The organism is Mycobacterium sp. URHB0021 (assembly GCF_054057895.1).
In genome coordinates this window covers 1,684,869-1,703,372 of record NZ_JBSRZT010000002.1, presented here as the reverse complement: position 1 = coordinate 1,703,372, position 18,504 = coordinate 1,684,869, and the positions used below count along the sequence as shown (strand labels likewise).

The following is an 18,504-nucleotide window of genomic DNA, read 5'->3' as shown; positions in this document are numbered from 1 at the left end:
TTAGCGCGTGCTGCTCACGCTCCGCCTCCCGACCCCGGCGATAAGGCCCCCAATTGCGGCGTACTCACGGTTCAACCACGCGTACAGCCAATGCGCCAAACGCACCGCGCCCGACGACGTGAGCGTCAAGAACTCGGCACGCGGCACGTCACTGAGCCCATCGAGCTCCCCCGGCTCACCGTTGGGTCCTTTGCATAGACCGGCGAGCGCGGACACGGCAACGATCATCAGCCAGCAGTCGTCAATCCCGACTCGTTGAGGATGATGAGCAGCCGTCGGAGTCACCCTGAAGTCGTGCTCAACGATGCACGAACCGAAGTCATCCTTCGGCCCCTCAGCCGCGAAGACTTCTCAGCGGTCTGGCAATGGGGAAAGAACGGCCGGTTCATCTTCCCGATTCCACAAGAGGGCGGCGGTTCCGGCGACAGCGCTCGAGCGTCCGTTTGACGCGGTCGCCGCACGCATCCGCGAAACAGCAAGTATGTGGGATGAGGAGCCGCCCGAGTGGTTCGGCTGGTCAGTCGCCTGAAGGCAACGTGGCCGCCGAACACTAACCTCACACAACCTCCGCAGTGGGTGGGTGCCCCGGACTCCTCCAAGAGGCGATGGGCCACGCATCGACCACCGTCACCGCACATACCTACGCGGACCTGTTTGACGATGAGCTTGACCACATCGCCACCGCGCTCGACTCGCTCGACGATGCGTCTCGCGCAGCTGGCAGCTGATGCAGTTTGGCCCCATTCCGTCCGCTTTCTCAGGGAACGGCGTGCCGGCCAAAGATGGTCTACAGCACTTTGATCTGCATAAATAACGCTGTGGCCAGGGCCGGGATCGAACCGGCGACCTTCCGCTTTTCAGGCGGACGCTCATACCAACTGAGCTACCTGGCCCGGAAGGCACCGGTCATGTCGTGAACCGACGTGCCTCGCCGTAATGGCGACCCTGACGGGACTCGAACCCGCGACCTCCGCCGTGACAGGGCGGCGCGCTAACCAACTGCGCCACAGGGCCTTGCTGTGCGACCCCATCGTAGTGCCGCGCGTACCCCCTACGGGATTCGAACCCGCGCTACCGCCTTGAAAGGGCGGCGTCCTAGGCCGCTAGACGAAGGGGGCCAAGCCGAATCTCTCCGGGGTACTCGCAACGCTGTGACGTTGGGAGCCTCGATAGCTTAGGTCACACGGACCCCAATCCTCAAACGAGGCGGCAGTCGGCAGGCAGTATCCTTTTCAGGATTCAGTTCAACACCGCCCCTATAGCTCAGTTGGTAGAGCTACGGACTTTTAATCCGCAGGTCGTAGGTTCGAGCCCTACTGGGGGCACCGATAACAGCAGCTCACAGCGTTATCTAGGTCAGCTCGACACGGCTACTGGTGTCACGGGTGGTGACAAGGCCCGCGCCTTGACCAGCGGAAACCCGAAGCCCCCCAAGCTTGGATCACGTCTGCCCGCCGGAGATCTGGATCACACCTCGGCGTCGATCTCGTCGGCGGCGTCGATCAGGTCGGCGGCTAGGTCGCGGGCGCTGGCCGCGTCGAGCTCGGCGGCCCCGTGCCGGTCGTTCGGGTAGACACTGATGATCCGGTTCAAGACTTCGCCACTGTGATCCTGTTCGCCGTAGATCGTCACGCGGACCGCGGTGCCGCGTGACGCGCCGGCGAACACGCGGGTAACTCGCTCATCTGCGCCGACCCCCCAGCTATCCGCCGCGGTGGCGTCTGGCGGCAGTGGAATCCGCGACGTGGTGGAGTTGCCAATTGTCTGGTGCGTTGTCGTCATGACATGGGACGGTACGCTGAAACCCGTTGTGCAGCAAGCGATTTCATGTCCAGCTTTCGGACATTTTGTCCAGTTTTCGGACATTTAGTCCCGAATATGGACAGAGGCCCCGCTGCTGCGCATCACGCGGTAGCGGGGCCGTTTAGCGTGGCGACGCGATTTAGCCCCTCGGCGTCTGCGTGCCGTGCTTCTCGCAGTAGTACGAGATCCTGTCGGGCCTCGTGATCGTGCCCTGCCAGGTGCGTTTCGACAGACCCGGCTCGACCTCTTTCACCAATTCGAGATCACAATCCGTGACGGGGCACACCAGCGGTTCATCGGCCATACCCAAGGCTATGTCGACGCCCCGTTTGGATTGTTGCGAATGCAAGAAAATGATGCTCTCATCTCCTACGCTCCGTGTGTCCACACCATACGAGAAGGGGGTTGCAGTGACTGCACCCGACCCGTTCCCCATCGCGGCGGAGATCACGCGCTACCGGATGCAGCATCCGCTACGTTTCGGCGGCCAGGGGATGAGTGCCGAGGCCGCTTGGGAATACGCGGACCATGTCGCCGACCAGGTCATAGCACTCGAGAAGCAGGTCGCCGAGCAGTTCTCGGCGCTCGTACGAGAGCTCACCGGCGGCATCTAACAGAGGGGGCGCCCACCGCATGAAACTGTTCACCGCCACCCTCGTCGCCCTGGTGCTGACCACCGCGGCGCCGTCGGCCACCGCGCGCGCTGACACTGCCGACACCGCGTATCTCCGCGCGGTGCGTGACATCGGGATCACCGACAGTACGTACACCGCCGAACAGAATGACGCGGTCATCACGCTCGGAAAGACGGCGTGCACCGACCTTGAGGGCGGTTCTTCGCGGGAGTCCGTCGCAGGGTCACTCGAAATCGGTGTGATCACCGAACTGCAGGCGTTGCGGTGGGTCGCCGCGGCCGCCGACGCCTACTGCCCTACCTACTGATCAGCTGCCGCATCTAGGTCCACAACAACAAGAAGCGCCGCCGGATACCCCCCTTGAGGGCACGGCGGCGCTTCGTCGTTCTCAGGGTCAGGCAGCGTCGCCGTGCAAATCGTTGACGGCCCGCGTCACCGTGACGCCCTCAGCCACCTGGCGGGCAGCAGCCGCTGCGGAGTGAGGCCCGCCTGAAGACCCGCCGACGGCCCGTCATCGTGAAGATGGCGGGCCGTCGGGCGTGCGAGGATGAATTTCTGGCGATCTCCCGCGGAAGCCATTAGCTAATGGCATCTTGGTCGACGTGACAACCCCATGCCAGGTGTATCGATGCACCGCCGAAGCGACTGTTATGCCCTTCACCCTCCGGGAACGGAAAGCGTGGATGGATTACCCCATGGAATTCGCGGTCTGCGAACCGCACCGAGACGAACTCTCTAGGCCAGAGACAGAGTGGATGCTGAGCAACGACGCGGACGGACGAAAATTGCAGCTCGGGCAGTCATTACGCGACCTCGACGAGTACATACTGCTCGACGCGCCAACAAGATTGGTCGGATATGGGGCAGGCCGAGACTTCAGCCACCCCGAGCACGACGGATATCACCTTCCATTGAGTGTGCGGCGTCGCGGCGATACGGCCGCAACCGAGGCTCACCGTGGTCATCCCCGCCGGCCTGATCGCCGACTTCGCGGATTTCTTACAGAAGGTCGTGCCCGAGTCTGAGCGACAGCTCGGTTCCCGCGCGATGCCGTGGCCTCCGGTCGAGGGCGAACACCGGCCCGTGACCTAGCCCAGCGAACGGTCCGCCATCGTGAAGGTGGCGGGCCGTTTGGCGTGTTGCGTCGACGGGGCTACGCGGGGACTAGATCGTCTGCCCGAACGAATCGGTCGATCGGATCGTCGGCCCCATCCAGAGTGACGCTCACGTGGAGGTGGTGGCCGCGAACGCTGGTGACAACACCCTCGACCATGTGCGCTCCAAATCGGATGCGCACGCGGTCGCCGGGGCGCGGGACTGCTTCGTGGCGCCGTGCCATCTGGTCTTCCCCTTTCACCAAGCTTTGCTTCCCGTTAAGTCCAACAAGTATGTACCGACGACTTTATCCATCGCCCTAGCCGCGCTGTTGAGGGAACTTCGCCACGTTCTGAACGTCCTCAACGTAAGCCCATGTTCGCGGTCAACCCTGACAAGCTTCTCAGTGTCGCTATGCGCAACACCGTTGCGAGCTTCGTTTAGCCTGTTCAGGGTAGTTTTCCACTTCGGGGTCATGGATGGATAAGCGACCGCGAGATCAGCCCATAGGTCCATCGAAAGTATCGAATAGTCACTCGATAGCGCATCGACATTGACGTTCCCCATATCCAATCGTCGCTTCTTCTCTGATTTCGTGACCGAAATGCTCCGCTCACGCACGAGCGCGCCGAGCACTACGGGGGCAATCGCGGCGTTCTCCGGGACCAGCGCCACGCTCGCGGTGATATGAATCGCTGCGTCTTCGTGCAAGTCGCGGGCAAAGCCTTGAAACTCTGCGCAAAGCGCAACGAACAGCGCTCGATTCAAGTGCTTGGTAGCGCGCTGACGCCCACGCTGTCGACCAGTGACCTTGCCGTGTATCTCTTCGAGGCTATCGAGCCCCGCGCAGCGCTCGGTGGACCACCGCTCTAACGCGCTAGACGCCACGTGCGCGAGCGTAGCGCTGGCTAACCCATTCGCCACTCATCCACGCCGTTAAATCTTCCAATTGGAAGATTTAACCCCCAGGGTCGCAGCTCGTCATCAGCGGTCAGCACGAACTCGTCATACTCGCCGCCGGCGAAACGCTCGACATGATCGTCGGGCAGATCGTTGCGTCGTAGCCGATACTCACCGCCGCCGGCCAACTGCTGCACCGGGCGGTCGAGTTCCCCGTGAATAGCGGCCTCGACCTCCGGGCTGTTGCGGGAAGGGCGCTGCCTGATCTTTCAACCCCACGGCGTCACATGCCACAAGGCACGACACTCCGCATCGCACGGCGACGGCAGACCATGCGCCTCGAGGTACTCGTGCGCGGCCGTCTCATCCCAACCCACCAACTCGCCGGTCTCCTCATCAACGATCGCCACCGCGTCGGGCACGGCGCCGGCCAGCTCGATCGGATCAACCTGTTCCGGCTCCGGCCGGCGGGCCCGCTTCATGACCGCTGAGCTTGACGCGTATAGCCGGAGCCGGCATACACACCGCGCACCGCGCCGCGAGGCTTCGGCTCATCGTCCTCGGAGCGGATCCCCAGCGACGCGGTCAAGCGGGCAACGACAATCCGCTGCTGGCGAATTTCCGCGATCGCCGGATGCATCTTCGGGCCCCGTTGGCCATCCACGACCGTGCCATCGGTGTCCAGCCGGCGTTGCAACACCTCGCACAGAGACACGGTGCGGCACAATTCGAGCAGTGTTGCGCGCTCGTGCGGCTCAGGCGAAAACTCGGCCGTCAGCTCACGCCACAGCGTCAAACCGGACCCGTCCAACATATCGGGATCCTGGAGCGGTTCTAGCTCATTCTCGGCCATCTGAGGCCCCTAACTGACTTGGTTTGAACTTGCGGGAGGCTTTTATTGGCATATGCCAGGAGTGGCGTCGCAGGGTCGGGTGGAGTTACCCCCCAGGTGGCCATTGGGCTGCGATTATGTTGCGTACAGCAAACCCAGCGGCGCGCGGACATCTCACGCATTGAAAAGGACACGGGCCGCTGGGCTGCTGGCATGCTCGGCCATGCCCGGCGAGCGGATGCTCGCCTGTGACGGGGCATGGTCGATGGTCATATCAGGGTGCGAAGGCGTGGCTATCAGCGGTCTGCTGCTTGCGCACCTCGGCCAATCGTTGCGCCTTGCCCTGCTCCTCGTACGCGATGGGCTCGGCCTGAGCCAGCGCCTCATCCTTGTTCGGAAACCAGAGCTTGCCGCCGCTTCGGATGCCGCGCAGCAGCGCCGAGCCCAACGTCTGCTCATCCGTCCGGTGGGGCTGGCCATGATGTGCAGCACTGTGATGGTCGGGCAGGCGTGGATCCATCCACTGACTGCAGTCGGTGACGCCGATGCGCATCGCCTTGGCCCCGCCCGACACGATGTAATTGTCGCGCAAGTTGTACAGCGCGAGGAGTTCCTCAGCTGATGTTTCGAGCTCAGCCATCGCTTTCGCGTCGTCGGTGCGTCCTTGGCGTACCAGGTCCGCCAGCCTGATGTCGGGATCCAGTGATGCCACCGTGGTGATGACCGTAATCAACTGCTGCGCCTGCTCGGCGAGCTGCTCAAAGATGGCGTCGTGCTCCTCCCTGAATGCTTGCAGGACGCGGATTGCAGCTTCCCGTTCCGCTTGCTGGTACTCGGCGAACAAGCGGGAGTGCCCGATGTCGTCGACGACGGCGGCGCTGATCAACTCCGGGCCGACGTCGGCCAAGATGAGTTGCCGGATTGTGTCGGCGGCTGGTTGGGTGGGTCGCTGCACGGTGACCCATTCCATGGTGGCCACCGCGGCAGTCACCGTGTCGGGCAGTTTGATTTTGCGGGCCGCGAATTCCTTCAACGCGGTGCGCGCCGTGTAATGCTGGGTTGCGCTTTCGCTGTTCCAAGCCATCTCGTGAATGTCCTTCTGTGCGTAGGTGTTTCGAGCCTATTTGCTGCGAAATTTGCGCATCGCAGCCGCGGCGCGCGCTTTATTGGCAGCGCTGGTGCCGGTGCCGCGTGCGTGAATGCCGAGCTCGCGGCGCATCGCGCTGATTGCGCGCTCCTTCGGGTCGAGCGGGAGTGGTTCATCCAACGGCCGTACCCGGGCGCACAAAGCGTTGAAGTCTGCGGTACTCATCTCGCCGAGCTGCTCCTCAGCCTCCAGCGATAATTCCTCGCTCACTGCTCAATCTCCTTGCTCTGCAATGCTTTCCGATATGTTTCAATACTTGCTGCCGGAAACCATAGTCGGCCGCCGATCAACTGCCCGTCGAGGTCCGCGGAATGCCGCTGCACTTTCCGCGCATTCCATCCCAGCGTTTGCGCTGCGAGCCTCGTACCCATCCATGCACTCAATTCTGTCTCGCCCCCACCCGTTTCATGTCGCGACGGCGACACCGCTGTGCGGGGTTGCATCATGACCGGATCCAACCGGCGGTACAACGCCTCCGCCTGATGCGGTACCGGCCGATCCGACTTCTCGTGCATCCGAATGAAAATCTTGACCGCCGCATACGCGGCACGGACCTCGTCGTAATCCAGTGTGATCACTGTGCGCCACCGGTCGGCCAGCCGTGCCGTTCACGGGCCGCGCGGAGCAGGGTTTCGACACAGTACGTTCTGCGCCCACTGCGACCCTTGGACAACGTCACCTGATGACCGACCCTGTTTGTGCACAGGACCGGCCGCAGAACTTGACCTTTCACGTGGCGGCGGGCACCGGCTGTGTCGACGACGGTTCGCGGCAGGGATCGCACGGTGCCGACGCGCAAGTTGATCGCATAGTGCGGGTTGTTCTCGACCGCCCTAACCCATTCGGCGTTCACGGCTGGGCCTCGCTCATCCGCATGGAGATGCCGCGCGAGATACGCGAGCTGTGTGTCTTCCGTGCCCGGCAGGGCTCGCCGGCCGGCGCGTGGCACCCGGCCGTCGTGCATGACACGTTCTGGATGGCGTAGCGCTCGACTTGCTGGCGGGTGGTCATGAGGCGGGCCGCATCAGCGTGCGGGCGAGCTCGATCACGCTCGGGCAATGGGTGCAGGTGCACAACAGACTGTCGGCCACCAGCTGGTCGCCGTATTCGACGTCCTGGGCGATGGCGTCGGCGAGGATTTTCCGCGCGATGCTGGCCCGCCTGTGGCGTTGATGGGCGGCGCAGGCGATACCTCGGACGGCTACCGGGGTGCCGCAGTTGTGGCCGTCGTGGCGTGGCTGGCCGCAGCGGGGTTGATGACCGTTCACCGGGCGGCCGCCATCGAACGCCAGGCCCAGCATCTTGGTTGTTCCGATCGGATCATCGCGTAACCACACGGAATCGGATGTCTCCGTCGCGCATGCCGGTGACGGCTAGGTCGCCTCGGCGCCATGCGTCGACACATGTGGCGCCCGCAATGAGCGTCTCGAAGGCGAGTAGTGCGGCGCCGGCTTCATCTTCGGTGACGCCTTCGGGGCGCTTGGCCAGTTCGATGAGGAGTCGGTCTGTTTCCTCATCGGTGAGTGGCTCGATCTTCATGTTTCTGGTTCTCCCCTGACTGCTTGTTGATGGATTGTTTGGCGGCCGTCGCGATGGTGGCCATCGTCGGCGCTCTTCTGGTCACCCGGCGGCGTGATGGATTGGAGCCACCGGTGGCTGCCACGGGCAACCTGTTCGACCGTGACTTTGCTTGGTTGTTGCGCTTCCCGGGCCGCCTAGCTTCCCTGCTCCCGACTCCCTAAGGGTCGTCGGGAAACAGGGAAACTGGCTGTACCGCTGCTCCTGGAAGTAGGGAAGCTAGGGAAGCTGGACTGATTTAATGCTTCTACCTGCGGTTCCAGTTTCCCTACCCGCATCCGGGAAGCTAGGGAAGCCGACTGGGCAGAGTTTGCTGGGTGTCCATTTTCCGGACAGGGGTAGGGAAACTGGAACCGCAGGTCAGAGCGTTGCGCCGAAACTGCCCGGAAAGCTCGGGAGGCTGGCTCATTCGCACTCGCGGTGCGTGTTCCGATCCGTCTCCGCGACCGGGTTACCGCACCGTTGGCACGGGTTCGCGAGACGGTAGACCTTCGCTCCCCGCTGCCCAACATCTAGAGCGACGGATCCGTCGGCGACACCCTTCGCGATGGCGTCATCGGTCTTGTTCCGCCCGATCCGGTGGTGCAAAGACAGCAGGTCGACCAGATCTTGACGCTTCATCCCAGCGCCGTCAGCGAGGTGATCGTCGACGAGGGCCGCGATGATGTGATGGAGCGCTTCGCCGGCACGGACCGCGGCGGCAGCCTCTTTCCGTCCGCCCTCGTCGTAGGTGTAGCGGCCGGTGGCCTTATCGAAGGTGAGCGCGCCCTCGGCGACCTCGCACAGTCGGCCGAACGCTTTGAAGTAGCGCTGAGAGGCGGGGTCGTCGGTGTCTTCGCGGATCATGCGCCAGGTCTGGTCGGGCCAGTCCATGAAGCGGGAATCACCGCGCGCCCGCTCCCCTGTGTGACCCATGTGCTGGACGACGAGCGCGTTGCGTATCCCAGCTTCGTCGCACAGCGCGTCGAACGCGGTGAGGAATCGGCCGCCGTCGTGGTTCTCGTCCAAGCCGAGGGCGTCGAGGACGGGGCGTAGGCAGTCCAGCATCAGGTAGTCGGCGTTGACGTCGCGGAGTCGTCGCGCCCACCGCGACCGGGTTTTGTCGTCGAGCAGGTTGAGGGTGCCGGTCTTGCCGCGCAGCGAGATCACGTCGGCCACCGCGTCCGTGTTCTTGATGCCGGATCGGCGTAGCCATCGGCGCAGCATGTCCTCGTCGAGTTCGTCGTCGATCAGGACGAGTCCGGTCACGGTTTGGTTGACGGTGAAGCGGCCGAGGAACGGTGTGCCGTCGACCAGTGCCGGTATCAGGTTGCCGTGCAGCAGCGTCGATTTGCCGGACTTGTACTGGGCCAGCAGCATGACGCGGGACCCTTGGGTTGCGAGGTCTTCGATGAGGTAGGGGTCGTCGGTGTCTGGTTCAGCGAGCAGCGCGGTCAACGATCTGACTGGCGGCAGTTCTGGTGTGGGGTTTTGGGTTTCGTTGAAGCGGCGCCGCGCCTCCGCATCAATCTCCAGCGTCTTCAGCTTGAGTTGTACCGCGTCCTCGTATGGGTCGGTGATTACGGGTAGCGGGACCGCGCTGCTGTCGATGCCCTTCGCTGCGAGGACTTGAGGAGCAGATTTGGCTGCGGAAACGAGTCCATCGGTGCCGCGTTCGGCAGCGGCAATGGTGCCGAGGGTGCCCGCGCCGTAGGCGGCGAGCAGCATCATCTTGTCCTGTTCGGTGAGGCCGCCTGCCGCGACAGCCTTTTCGATCGCTGCGGTCGTATTGACGCTGAGTAGGCCGGCGGTGACGGCGGCCTGGGCTTGCAGGTCGAGCAGGTCGAGCGCGTGCAGCTTTTCGAGTGGGGCCACCGGCTCATTGGTGGACGCTTTGATCATCACCGTATGCGGGGCCGCGGCGACGTTTTCGTCTGCTGTGGTGTCGTTCCAGAAGTCGACTTGACTCTGCCACGCGTCTGCGTGACCGACGTTCTGGGTTTGGTGGTCACTTCGTGCTAAGCTCGACATCAGGAGCCCTTCTCGATAGCGGGAAGCGAAAAGCCCAGACACTCGCAATGTCTGGGCTTTCTGTTTGTGGTGTTATGCGGCGGGACCGGTTTCGGATTCGAGGCTGGCGACGAACTCCGCGATCGCCGATGCCGGTATCAATCGCCTGCGCCCAATCGTGATGCTGCGTAGACGGCCGCTGCCGAGAAGATCGAACATGGTGGATCGTCCGATGCGAAGTAGTTCCTGCGCTTCGGGGATCCGGTAGAGCGTGACGGTGTCAGGCATGGGTTGTTCCCTCCGAATAGGTGTTGAAACAAGAACGCGCGCAGCATGTTTCGCTACGCGCGTCAGTATTCCTGGTGTGCGGTCCGGGGTGGTGGACCTGGATGCGGACAGACCGGTATTGCTGCAAAATCGATTGTAAGGCGATAATCGCGTACCGCCGCGTACCCCAACAGAGCTGCGGTGATCAGCTACGGCAGCAGCGCACCAAGGCTCCCGGCCGCCGTGCGCGCCAACGACAGATCAACATGCTGATACCCACGCGTAACAACCACATCGGAATGCCCGAGTATCGCGGCGATTATGTGCGCGTCGACGCCGGCCTCAAGCAACAATGTCGCAGTCGTGTGCCTGGCCGTGTGAATCGGCACGGGCTCAATCTTCGCGGCGGCCAACAGGTCACGCCAGGCGTGGTGATCGTCGCGGGGACTGACCGGGCGGCCATCATCATGTCGCCACACAAGGCGATGTGGATTCACGCCGGACGGGCGGGCGTGCTCGACAAGCATTAGGCGCAAAGGTTCAGCCAACGGGACGACACGCGTACCGGCCGCCGATTTTGGGCGCGTCAGGCAGAGCGAGCGGTGTATGACTCGGTGCTCGAACCCTGGCGGCAGGCTCCAACGCCGCTCGGGGCACCATCCGGGCCGCGTCTTGCCGCACGTGCCGCCGCAGCCGTGCACCTGCTGCAACTGCTGCAACTGCCAAGCCAAATCGATCGTCCCGGCGTCGAGGTTGACACGGTCCCACGTCAGGCCCAACAGTTCGGCCTGGCGGGCGCCGGTGAGGAACGCGGCTGCCCACCTCGTCGCCAGGAACGGCGGACCCTGCTCGCGGTCGATCGCGGTGCGGATGACATGCCGCGCCACATCAGCAGACAGGGCGTCACGACGTGCGGGTGTGTGGCGCGGCTTCCTGACGGCCGCGGCCACGTTGAAACGCAACAGATCTTCCGCGATCGCGTCGTCGAGGGCGCGCGCCAACGTTTGGTGTGCTTTCTGCGCCGCCCTGGTCGATGATGCCTGCACGGCGCGATGCATTCTGCGGACGTCGTCGGCCGACAGCTTGTCAAGCCGCCTGTCACCGATATGAGGCTTGATGTACAGGCGGATCGCCTGCTCATAGTGCCGGCGGGTCGAAGGGCGCACGTGGTCGCCGTGGATGTCATCAAGCCACTGGTCGAGCCACGCGCCTACTGTCATCGACGGCGCAGCGGTGACCTTGCCGTCCTTGACGTCGCGTCGTAGATCGTCGAGCTTGTCGGCGGCCGTCCCGCGGTCGCGGCTGTAGACACTCTTGGCCTTGCGCTTCCCGGTGGCCGGGTCGATGACGTGGACGCGTCCTGTCCACATGCCGTCAGGACGCTTGTACAGTCCGCCCTCGCCCGGTGCCCGTCGCTTCCCCATAGCGGTGACGGTACCGCGCTACTGGTGTCACCACTGGTGTTTCGCCGGTACTACTGTGCACTACTGCACGGCAGTGCGGGCGGGCGTGACCTGGCGTTTCCCCAGCTAGGGCACCCTATCAATGCGGACTTTTAATCCGCAGGTCGTAGGTTCGAGCCCTACTGGGGGCACTCAGTCCGGCCTGGTCAGGCCGTGATCTAGAAGTTAGTCCTACTAAGAGTCGGCGTCTCACCCCGGCGATACCCCGGCGGACGAGCGGAACGGCTGGTTGTCGACTTAGTTCGCAGGGGGCTTGCCTAGCTCGTCAGCGAGCTGTTGGAGGTCGGACAAGTCATTACCCATCTGCTCGATGGTCTCGGGTGCGCTAGGGCTCCCGTGCCGCTCGTCACGTGCCGTATGCCATCCTTTGCGCCACACCAAAGCGCGGCTTCTGTCGCCCGCGTACGGACATTCGAGCGTCTCCGGGAAAGCGTCCTTACCCTCTTCGAAAATGCGTGTGAACTCACTTGCGTTACTCATGGGCAGCCACTCAACGGAAGTTAGCCGCTAAACCACTAACCGCGTGGTCATTTACTGGTCCGTCTCTGCAGCGAGGGCTAGTTGCGGAGCCGAGGAATCCGGCTCGCCGTTCGGCTTACTGCAGTCTGTCGGCACGACGTCATACGCTCGCGGCGTGGACAAGAACCGGCTGTATTACGGCGACAACCTTGAGGTGCTCCCATGAGCACATCGGTACCGAAACCGTCGACCTGATCTATCTCGACCCGCCGTTCAACTCCAACAAGAATTACTCTGCCATCTTCAGCCGCGACCGTACGGAAGATGAGAACGCTGCTCAGATTCAGGCCTTTGAGGACACTTGGCGGTGGACTCCGACAACTGATGCTCAGTACGACGAATTTATTATTCAAGCCAGCGGGACAGTCGCAGACACGCTTGCCGCTTTCCGAAACTTGCTCGGCGAGAACAGCGCAATGGCCTACCTCGTAAACATGGCCCCTCGGCTAGTTGAATTACATCGCGTCCTAAAGCCGACCGGTTCTCTGTATCTTCATTGCGATCCTACAATGAGCCACTACCTAAAGATATTACTCGACGCGATTTTCGCTCCCCCCGGGGGATTTGTCAATGAAATCATCTGGTCGTATAAGTCCGGAGGCGCGTCAAAAGCTCACTTCAGCCGTAAGCACGACACAATTTTCCTCTATGCCAAAGACAACAAGAAGCGCAAATTTAATACTCAGAAAGAGAAGTCTTATAATAGGGGTTTCAAACCATATCGGTTCAAAGGCGTTGAAGAGTTTCAGGACGACGTGGGTTGGTACACGATGGTTAATATGGTCGACGTTTGGCAGATCAACATGGTAGGGCGCACATCAAGCGAACGCCTCGGGTACGCAACGCAAAAGCCACTCAAGCTCGTCGAACGAATAATCGAGGCTTCTTCTGACGCGGGCGACTTGGTGCTTGATCCGTTCTGCGGTTGTGGTACGAGCGTGGACGCTGCTCAACGTCTTAATCGCCGATGGATTGGGATCGACGTCACATATATCGCGGTGGACCTCATCGCTAAACGCCTTGAGCATACTTACGGGAAGAAGATTCTCGACACATTTGACATAATTGGCAATCCTAAAGATGTCACCGGCGCCAGGGCGTTGTTCGCCCAATCGCCTCTCGACTTCGAGCGATGGTCGGTATCAATGGTCGGTGCCGAGCCAAATCAAAAGCAGGTCGGCGACAAGGGTATCGACGGCGTAGCCCGGTTCCCTCTTGGCGCCAAGGGGCAGCTCGGCCGGGTACTCGTCTCCGTCAAAGGCGGACGGAATCTCAATCCCAGTATGGTGCGGGACCTTGCGGGCACCGTGCAGACGCAAAATGCGCAAATGGGTGTGCTCGTAACACTTGAGCCTGGAACAAGGGGCGTTCAGGACGCGATCAATCGCGGCGGAACTTACAAACACCCAGGTAACGGCCAGGTCTATCCCAAGCTTCAGCACATCACAATTGCGGAGCTGTTTGAGGGAAAGCGGCCGAACCTACCGCCTACTGTCCTGCCTTACATTGCTGCGCAGAAGTTGCCCGAGGTCGCCGAGGCGGACACACTCCCCTTCGACTAGCCAAACGGCCGCACTACCGACGAGTCCGACGACGGAATTGCCGTTGCTTGGCGGCTCGGGAAGATGGCTGACGTCGGCGGCGTCCTCTTCAGGAATCCAGTCGCCATACGTGTTGAGGGTCAGCGTATACGTCGCGTGGCCGAGCCATTTTGAGACCTGCATGAAATGCGTTCCCGCCATCAAGTGCATGGTGGCGAACGAGTGACGCAGATCGTGCAGCCGGACGCCACGTGTGCCCGGCTCATCCTTCGTGGCGCGCGTGCTCGGGCAGACCAACATCCTCCAGGGCGGGTCGAAAGATCGTTCGGTAGAAACCCGTCATGTCGATCGGCTCGTACCACCCCTTCGCGGCGCTCGGAGGTGAGCGTATTCGGCGCGGCGGAACCGCCAGGGAGGGTGTCCTCCATAGACTCAGAGTTGTGACTGATCGAGGGCCAGCAGCGAAGCCAAAGTGGCCGCTTGAGGGATATTTCGGGTTTGGAAGCAGTGGGCTTCACGTCAAGCTCGAGTGCCTCGGTATGACATTCGAGTCACGTACGGAGTCACACGCGCTCACGATCACGCTGCCGCATCTTGACTCACCCAAATCGCAAGCCCCGCTTGCCCGCCCACCCTGGAAGTTTGTGCGAGCAGACAGACCTAACGACGCCATCGCAATCGCGGATGACGAGTGGGGGACAATCGGGTCGATGCGCGAAAAGGGCGAGGAGTTCCCTGCTTACGCCATAGTCCACCGGTGCGTTATTGAGTCCGAGATCGAAGCTTCCGACGAGTGGGAGTTTCGCAATGGTGTCTCAGCCCTCAGCCGGGAAATGGACTCATGGTTGATCGCCGTCACTGACTGGCTTGCAGCGTTGACAGATCAGAACTTCGTACAACTCGGTAGCTCGCAGCTCAGTGTCTCCGAGATCGGGTTTCGCGCTTGGAGCGGCGATGAGGCTGGCAGGCGGCATACTTCGTCTGGCTCGAATCTCATTAATGTCAGGCGAGAGCCCGAGGCAGTAAGTGCCAAGGAACTGCACGTTTGCATGCACTTGGCGCGGAAATGCCACAAGCCCCCGACCGAGTGGCTGTTGATCCGAGATGCGCGCTCGCTCGCCGCAGAAGGGGAATCGCGACGCGCAGTGCTCGACGCAGGGAGCGCGGCAGAACTAGCGCTGACAGCGCTACTGGAAACTCATCTCTACCCGGCGGGCGACAAAATCCGGAAGGCATTGTTCGAGCGCTACACGACATTAGGCTCGCTTAAAGAGTTGGCCCTGAAGCTCATTCCAGACAAGGTGCCCGGACAGCTACAAGAAGACGTAATAACTCCGAGGAATCGCGCCGTACATCAGGCTGACGAACCCGTCACGAGAGATACAGCGGCAAAGGCGATCGCGAAGGCAGCTGAGGTCGTTGCAACCGCGCATCCGATTCCCGATGTCCTGGGTGTCTAGCCAATCCGCCTTGGCAGGCTGACTACATTGCCGTTGCTTGGCGGCTCGGGAAGATGGCTGACGTCGGCGGCGTCCTCTTCAGGAATCCAGTCGCCATACGTGTTGAGGGTCAGCGTATACGTCGCGTGGCCGAGCCATTTTGAGACCTGCATGAAATGCGTTCCCGCCATCAAGTGCATGGTGGCGAACGAGTGACGAAGGTCATGTAGCCGAACTCCGCGCTCCGCAGGAACCGGCGTGCCGTCGGGAAGGGTCTGGGCAGGCGTACTTGCAGGCAGACCAACTGCCTCCAGGGCCGGTCGGAAGATCCGACGGTAGAACCCGGTCATGTCAATCGGCTCCGACCAGTCGAGGGCAATTTCGCGGCGGACCGTCTTGTTCTCACCACGAGTAGCGCGCCAGCCTCCGGCATTCGTGCGCCCCGGCCATAACGGGGCATCCGGCTCGTCGGCGCGCGGGTGCTCCGTCGCCAGGTACGCATGCATGCGCTCCGCCAGCCAAGGCGGGAGGGGCACGCTGCGACGGCTGCGCTTGCTCTTGGGCGTGCCCGTCAACCATCCGCCGTCTCGACGGTCCTTCGTCCGACGAACCTGCACGCTTGCGCGTACGGGCTGGTTGGGGGCCGTCTTGAACACAAGGTCTCGGACCTCCAGGCCTGCGTTCTCCGCTGCGCGTAGACCGGTGTAGGCCAGTAAAGCCACCATCAGCCCATACACGGGATATGCCGGAAGGTCGGCGATACCCTCCCCGGCGATAGCGTCGCACAATGCAGCGACCTGTGCAGCCGTCAGTGGATGGTGCTCGAACCTGGCGTGGTCGCCGGTGGCGCGTCCTGCTGCGAAGTCAACCCGCTCGCACGGATTCGACAGGATGGCGTCGTGGCGAAGGGCGTACCGCATCACCGAGCGCAGGATTCCCCAGGCGTGCGCGACCGTGGCCGGCGCGAGCGTGCCCTGCGTCCCCTGGCGGCAGCGCTGGTTGACGAGCACGGCAAGGAACTCCTCGCAGTCGCGCGGCGTGATGCTCGCGATGGCCTTCGGCCCGAACCGATCGAGCACGTAATGCCGCAGACGCTTCCGGCAGTCGTCGTACGTCCGCTGCTTAAGTCGACCCTGGTTGACCCGAACCTGGAGACTGTCAAGCCAGGCCTGGGCGTAGTACCCGAATGTCAGGTCACCCGCCTTCTTCTGGTCCGCCAGTGTGGAGGTGCCGGTTGTGTGGCGGGCAGCGTTCAGCTCATCACGCCGAGCCTCGGCCTCCTCTCGGCTGGCGTACGACTCCTGACGGGACCGCATCTTCTTCGACCCCTCCGGATGGTCCGGATTCTCGGGCACGGGCAGTCCGAACGCATCGTGTACCGGCTCCCGCCAGCAGACCTCGTACCTCTTGACCGGCTTGCCCTTCTTGCGCTGGGCAGTCTCGTGGGCGCGGATGTACGCCATTGCTATAACTCCTCCTCTGCCCGGAGGACGACGTCACCGATGATCTCGGCACCCTCCTCGACCTCATACCTGTCAGGGTCAATGCCGTCGTCGCCGCCGACGAGGGGCTTGGTCATGCGTACGTCCCACCACTCCTGGTTGACCGCCAGATGCTCTGGATTGATATCCAGCGTGGCGCTGCGGAATATCGCGTCCTCCTGTACCTGGCGCCGCCGTCGGTTCTCGCGAGCCTCAATGTCAATCGGATCGTGGTACCCGTATCTCGGACCGCGATACCTGCTCTCGTTGCCGTTGCTCATCGGCGCACCTTTCGTAGTGGGGTCGTCCGTGCGTCGCACCGCACGATCGGAGGGGCCTGCACGCTCCGTGCACGCGATGGCGGGGTGGGACGGGCCGGTTGGCTAGGCCGGAAGCTCGCCACCGTTGCCGAGGCGCGTGCATAGTCCGCAGCGCAGCGAGCCTCCACAGCAGCACGTCGGGCTTGCCTCCGGTCGTACATAAATGCGGCCGCGCCGATTGTGAGGACAGGAATCATGACCTCTGGGTAGGCCACCAGAAGTAGGAGAGCGAACATGAGCGCACAGGCCATCGGCCAGTTGAGTTTTCGCATCACGCCGTCTCCTTCGCGCCGTTGGCGCGGTCGAAAATGCGGCGCACGGTACTGGTCTCCCATTTCGTGTGGCCAGCAGGCGACAGGATGCCATCCGCCACGAGTTCGGCTGCGATAGCGGCATAGGTGTCTCCGCTGTTGCGGCCTTTGACAATTCGCCGCACGACAGCTGGTTCGACTAGCGGCTTCCGACCGAGCGGCTCCCTGCGCGCCTTCTTGGCCGCGAGAGCAGCCTTGGTCCGCTCGCTGATCAGCTCGCGCTCATACTGCGCGAAGTTCATCAGGTTGTGGGCGATCATGCGTCCTGCCGCAGTCGTGAGGTCAAGGTTGATATCAAGCAGCACCAGCGACCAGCCCTGGTCATTGGCGCGCTGAATGATGTCCGCTGCGTTGATGATCGAGCGAGACAAGCGGTCGAGCTTCGCCACCACAAGGCCGTTCGCCTGCCCGGACCCCAGCATCCCCAACACTTCCCGAAGCTGCGGGCCGATAATCTTCCCACTCACGCCCTCGTCCGAGAAGTGCTCAACGACCCAGCCCCGACGGTCGGCCTCGGTGTCGATGGCATGGCGCTGCGCCTCTAGACCCAGGCCGCTGTTGGCCTGCTCCTCGGTGCTGACCCTCGTGTATGCCAGGAACAGAGGAGCTCGCGCTCCCCCGTCCAGTTGGCCATTCGCCCTGGTCACGCGCTCAGTGCCTCGGTCTTGGCGGGAGCCTTGCTGTTCCGCCGTACGGACGCAGGCTTGGGCTCCTCAGGCTCGGGCGATGCCGCGCCGGTCGACTCAATGCCGCTGGCCAGGCGCTCGAGCTCGGCCACGCGCTCCTTCGCCTTGGCCAGACGATCTGCCAGCTTCTCTTGGCGCTCGGCAGCACGCGCCCGGTGCTCAGCATCGCGCTTGGCCTTGGCCTCCTGCTCTGCCTTCCGCTGGGCCGCGCGAACCTCGGACTTCTGGAACTCACCGTGGTACATCAGGATTCCGCGAACCTGCGCAGCAGTGACCTCGATCCCCTTGGCATCAAGCAACCACTGGGCCTCGGCTTCCGCCAGCGGGCCTGGCGACTCAACACTGAAGCGGGGCTTCTTGACACCAGCATTCACCTGAGATCCTTGCTCTGACATGGGTTTTCCTTTCATTCGGGCGGGGCGCAAACGGACGTTAACGCCTCACGCCCCGAAACGTACGCCATGCCTCGGAGTATGGCTATCCCCGAATCCTCTGCGA

24 protein-coding genes, 5 tRNA genes and 1 pseudogene are annotated in these 18,504 nt (G+C 62.7%); 10 read left to right on the top strand and 20 right to left on the bottom strand.

The window, feature by feature from the left end; translation table 11 throughout:
• Window positions 1-587: 587 nt before the first annotated feature.
• Window positions 588-728: pseudogene (locus ACVWWN_RS10665) on the top strand (tyrosine-type recombinase/integrase); the annotation flags it as partial.
• 91 nt (window positions 729-819) lie between these two features.
• Here ACVWWN_RS10665 and ACVWWN_RS10660 read toward each other — a convergent pair.
• From ACVWWN_RS10660 to ACVWWN_RS10650, 3 genes are all read right to left on the bottom strand, one after another.
• Window positions 820-893 (bottom strand) — tRNA-Phe (locus ACVWWN_RS10660).
• Between the two features lie 44 nt (window positions 894-937).
• A tRNA-Asp gene (locus tag ACVWWN_RS10655) sits at window positions 938-1,014 on the bottom strand.
• A gap of 31 nt (window positions 1,015-1,045) precedes the next feature.
• A tRNA-Glu gene (locus tag ACVWWN_RS10650) sits at window positions 1,046-1,118 on the bottom strand.
• A gap of 134 nt (window positions 1,119-1,252) precedes the next feature.
• Between ACVWWN_RS10650 and ACVWWN_RS10645 the strand changes: the two genes are divergently transcribed.
• Window positions 1,253-1,325, top strand: a tRNA-Lys gene (locus tag ACVWWN_RS10645).
• Between the two features lie 142 nt (window positions 1,326-1,467).
• Here ACVWWN_RS10645 and ACVWWN_RS10640 read toward each other — a convergent pair.
• Window positions 1,468-1,782: a hypothetical protein gene (locus tag ACVWWN_RS10640; protein WP_457143869.1), complete on the bottom strand. Its 315-nt coding sequence runs from the start codon at window positions 1,780-1,782 to the stop codon at window positions 1,468-1,470.
• 160 nt (window positions 1,783-1,942) lie between these two features.
• Window positions 1,943-2,107, bottom strand: a complete 165-nt coding sequence (locus ACVWWN_RS10635; RefSeq protein WP_457143868.1) for a hypothetical protein — start codon at window positions 2,105-2,107, stop codon at window positions 1,943-1,945.
• A 106-nt stretch (window positions 2,108-2,213) separates the two neighbouring features.
• On the opposite strand from ACVWWN_RS10635, the gene ACVWWN_RS10630 reads away from it, so the two are divergent.
• From ACVWWN_RS10630 to ACVWWN_RS10620, 3 genes are all read left to right on the top strand, one after another.
• A complete protein-coding gene (locus ACVWWN_RS10630) occupies window positions 2,214-2,417 on the top strand; it encodes a hypothetical protein (protein WP_457143867.1) in 204 nt (67 codons plus the stop codon).
• Window positions 2,418-2,436: 19 nt separating this feature from the next.
• Complete coding sequence (locus ACVWWN_RS10625) at window positions 2,437-2,745, top strand: DUF732 domain-containing protein (protein WP_457143866.1); 309 nt, start codon at window positions 2,437-2,439, stop codon at window positions 2,743-2,745.
• A gap of 650 nt (window positions 2,746-3,395) precedes the next feature.
• Entirely contained in the window at window positions 3,396-3,530 is a 135-nt protein-coding gene (locus ACVWWN_RS10620) for a hypothetical protein (RefSeq protein WP_457143865.1), read from the top strand.
• Between the two features lie 261 nt (window positions 3,531-3,791).
• Here ACVWWN_RS10620 and ACVWWN_RS10615 read toward each other — a convergent pair whose 3' ends face one another.
• The 7 genes from ACVWWN_RS10615 to ACVWWN_RS10585 all read right to left on the bottom strand — a co-directional run bounded on the left by ACVWWN_RS10615 (window position 3,792) and on the right by ACVWWN_RS10585 (window position 6,990).
• Entirely contained in the window at window positions 3,792-4,421 is a 630-nt protein-coding gene (locus ACVWWN_RS10615) for a hypothetical protein (protein ID WP_457143864.1), read from the bottom strand.
• Between the two features lie 20 nt (window positions 4,422-4,441).
• A complete protein-coding gene (locus ACVWWN_RS10610; protein WP_457143863.1) occupies window positions 4,442-4,630 on the bottom strand; it encodes a hypothetical protein in 189 nt (62 codons plus the stop codon).
• Window positions 4,631-4,702: 72 nt separating this feature from the next.
• Entirely contained in the window at window positions 4,703-4,915 is a 213-nt protein-coding gene (locus ACVWWN_RS10605; RefSeq protein WP_457143862.1) for a hypothetical protein, read from the bottom strand.
• Entirely contained in the window at window positions 4,912-5,286 is a 375-nt protein-coding gene (locus tag ACVWWN_RS10600) for a terminase (RefSeq protein ID WP_457143861.1), read from the bottom strand. The genes ACVWWN_RS10605 and ACVWWN_RS10600 overlap by 4 nt, the downstream gene beginning before the upstream one ends.
• A 253-nt stretch (window positions 5,287-5,539) precedes the next feature.
• A complete protein-coding gene (locus ACVWWN_RS10595; protein WP_457143860.1) occupies window positions 5,540-6,349 on the bottom strand; it encodes a hypothetical protein in 810 nt (269 codons plus the stop codon).
• 36 nt (window positions 6,350-6,385) lie between these two features.
• Window positions 6,386-6,622 carry a hypothetical protein gene (locus tag ACVWWN_RS10590; protein WP_457143859.1) on the bottom strand — a complete coding sequence of 79 codons (237 nt, stop codon included), beginning with the start codon at window positions 6,620-6,622 and terminating at the stop codon, window positions 6,386-6,388.
• On the bottom strand, window positions 6,619-6,990 hold the full coding sequence (locus ACVWWN_RS10585) for a hypothetical protein (RefSeq protein WP_457143858.1): 372 nt from the start codon (window positions 6,988-6,990) through the stop codon (window positions 6,619-6,621). The genes ACVWWN_RS10590 and ACVWWN_RS10585 overlap by 4 nt, the downstream gene beginning before the upstream one ends.
• 104 nt (window positions 6,991-7,094) lie before the next feature.
• Here ACVWWN_RS10585 and ACVWWN_RS10580 point away from each other — a divergent pair, with 104 nt between their 5' ends.
• Entirely contained in the window at window positions 7,095-7,397 is a 303-nt protein-coding gene (locus tag ACVWWN_RS10580; RefSeq protein ID WP_457143857.1) for a hypothetical protein, read from the top strand.
• A gap of 73 nt (window positions 7,398-7,470) precedes the next feature.
• Entirely contained in the window at window positions 7,471-7,743 is a 273-nt protein-coding gene (locus ACVWWN_RS10575) for a hypothetical protein (RefSeq protein WP_457143856.1), read from the top strand.
• Here the strand turns inward: ACVWWN_RS10575 and ACVWWN_RS10570 are convergent.
• The 4 genes from ACVWWN_RS10570 to ACVWWN_RS10555 form a co-directional block, all read right to left on the bottom strand.
• On the bottom strand, window positions 7,733-7,951 hold the full coding sequence (locus ACVWWN_RS10570; protein WP_457143855.1) for a hypothetical protein: 219 nt from the start codon (window positions 7,949-7,951) through the stop codon (window positions 7,733-7,735). The genes ACVWWN_RS10575 and ACVWWN_RS10570 overlap by 11 nt on opposite strands.
• Before the next feature lie 444 nt (window positions 7,952-8,395).
• Complete coding sequence (locus ACVWWN_RS10565) at window positions 8,396-10,000, bottom strand: AAA family ATPase (RefSeq protein WP_457143854.1); 1,605 nt, start codon at window positions 9,998-10,000, stop codon at window positions 8,396-8,398.
• Window positions 10,001-10,072: 72 nt separating this feature from the next.
• Window positions 10,073-10,267: a helix-turn-helix domain-containing protein gene (locus ACVWWN_RS10560; protein ID WP_457143853.1), complete on the bottom strand. Its 195-nt coding sequence runs from the start codon at window positions 10,265-10,267 to the stop codon at window positions 10,073-10,075.
• A 188-nt stretch (window positions 10,268-10,455) separates the two neighbouring features.
• Window positions 10,456-11,670, bottom strand: coding sequence for a tyrosine-type recombinase/integrase (locus ACVWWN_RS10555; protein ID WP_457143852.1), 1,215 nt, complete (start codon window positions 11,668-11,670; stop codon window positions 10,456-10,458).
• Between the two features lie 110 nt (window positions 11,671-11,780).
• Here ACVWWN_RS10555 and ACVWWN_RS10550 point away from each other — a divergent pair.
• From ACVWWN_RS10550 to ACVWWN_RS10540, 3 genes are all read left to right on the top strand, one after another.
• Window positions 11,781-11,840: transfer RNA gene (locus tag ACVWWN_RS10550), tRNA-OTHER, on the top strand.
• Between the two features lie 537 nt (window positions 11,841-12,377).
• The gene (locus tag ACVWWN_RS10545; RefSeq protein WP_457143851.1) at window positions 12,378-13,790 is read left to right on the top strand and encodes a DNA methyltransferase; all 1,413 of its coding nucleotides are present in this window, start codon (window positions 12,378-12,380) and stop codon (window positions 13,788-13,790) included.
• 320 nt (window positions 13,791-14,110) lie between these two features.
• Entirely contained in the window at window positions 14,111-15,229 is a 1,119-nt protein-coding gene (locus ACVWWN_RS10540; protein WP_457143850.1) for a hypothetical protein, read from the top strand.
• On the opposite strand, the gene ACVWWN_RS10535 is transcribed toward ACVWWN_RS10540, so the two are convergent.
• The 4 genes from ACVWWN_RS10535 to ACVWWN_RS10520 all read right to left on the bottom strand — a co-directional run bounded on the left by ACVWWN_RS10535 (window position 15,226) and on the right by ACVWWN_RS10520 (window position 18,380).
• Complete coding sequence (locus tag ACVWWN_RS10535; RefSeq protein ID WP_457143849.1) at window positions 15,226-16,671, bottom strand: tyrosine-type recombinase/integrase; 1,446 nt, start codon at window positions 16,669-16,671, stop codon at window positions 15,226-15,228. The two genes, ACVWWN_RS10540 and ACVWWN_RS10535, sit on opposite strands and share 4 nt — an antisense overlap.
• Window positions 16,672-16,673: 2 nt before the next feature.
• The gene (locus ACVWWN_RS10530) at window positions 16,674-16,970 is read right to left on the bottom strand and encodes a hypothetical protein (RefSeq protein WP_457143848.1); all 297 of its coding nucleotides are present in this window, start codon (window positions 16,968-16,970) and stop codon (window positions 16,674-16,676) included.
• Between the two features lie 310 nt (window positions 16,971-17,280).
• Window positions 17,281-17,967 (bottom strand): recombinase family protein, encoded by a 687-nt coding sequence (locus ACVWWN_RS10525; protein WP_457143847.1) that lies wholly within the window; start codon window positions 17,965-17,967, stop codon window positions 17,281-17,283.
• Entirely contained in the window at window positions 17,964-18,380 is a 417-nt protein-coding gene (locus ACVWWN_RS10520; protein WP_457143846.1) for a hypothetical protein, read from the bottom strand. The genes ACVWWN_RS10525 and ACVWWN_RS10520 overlap by 4 nt, the downstream gene beginning before the upstream one ends.
• Window positions 18,381-18,504: the final 124 nt, after the last annotated feature.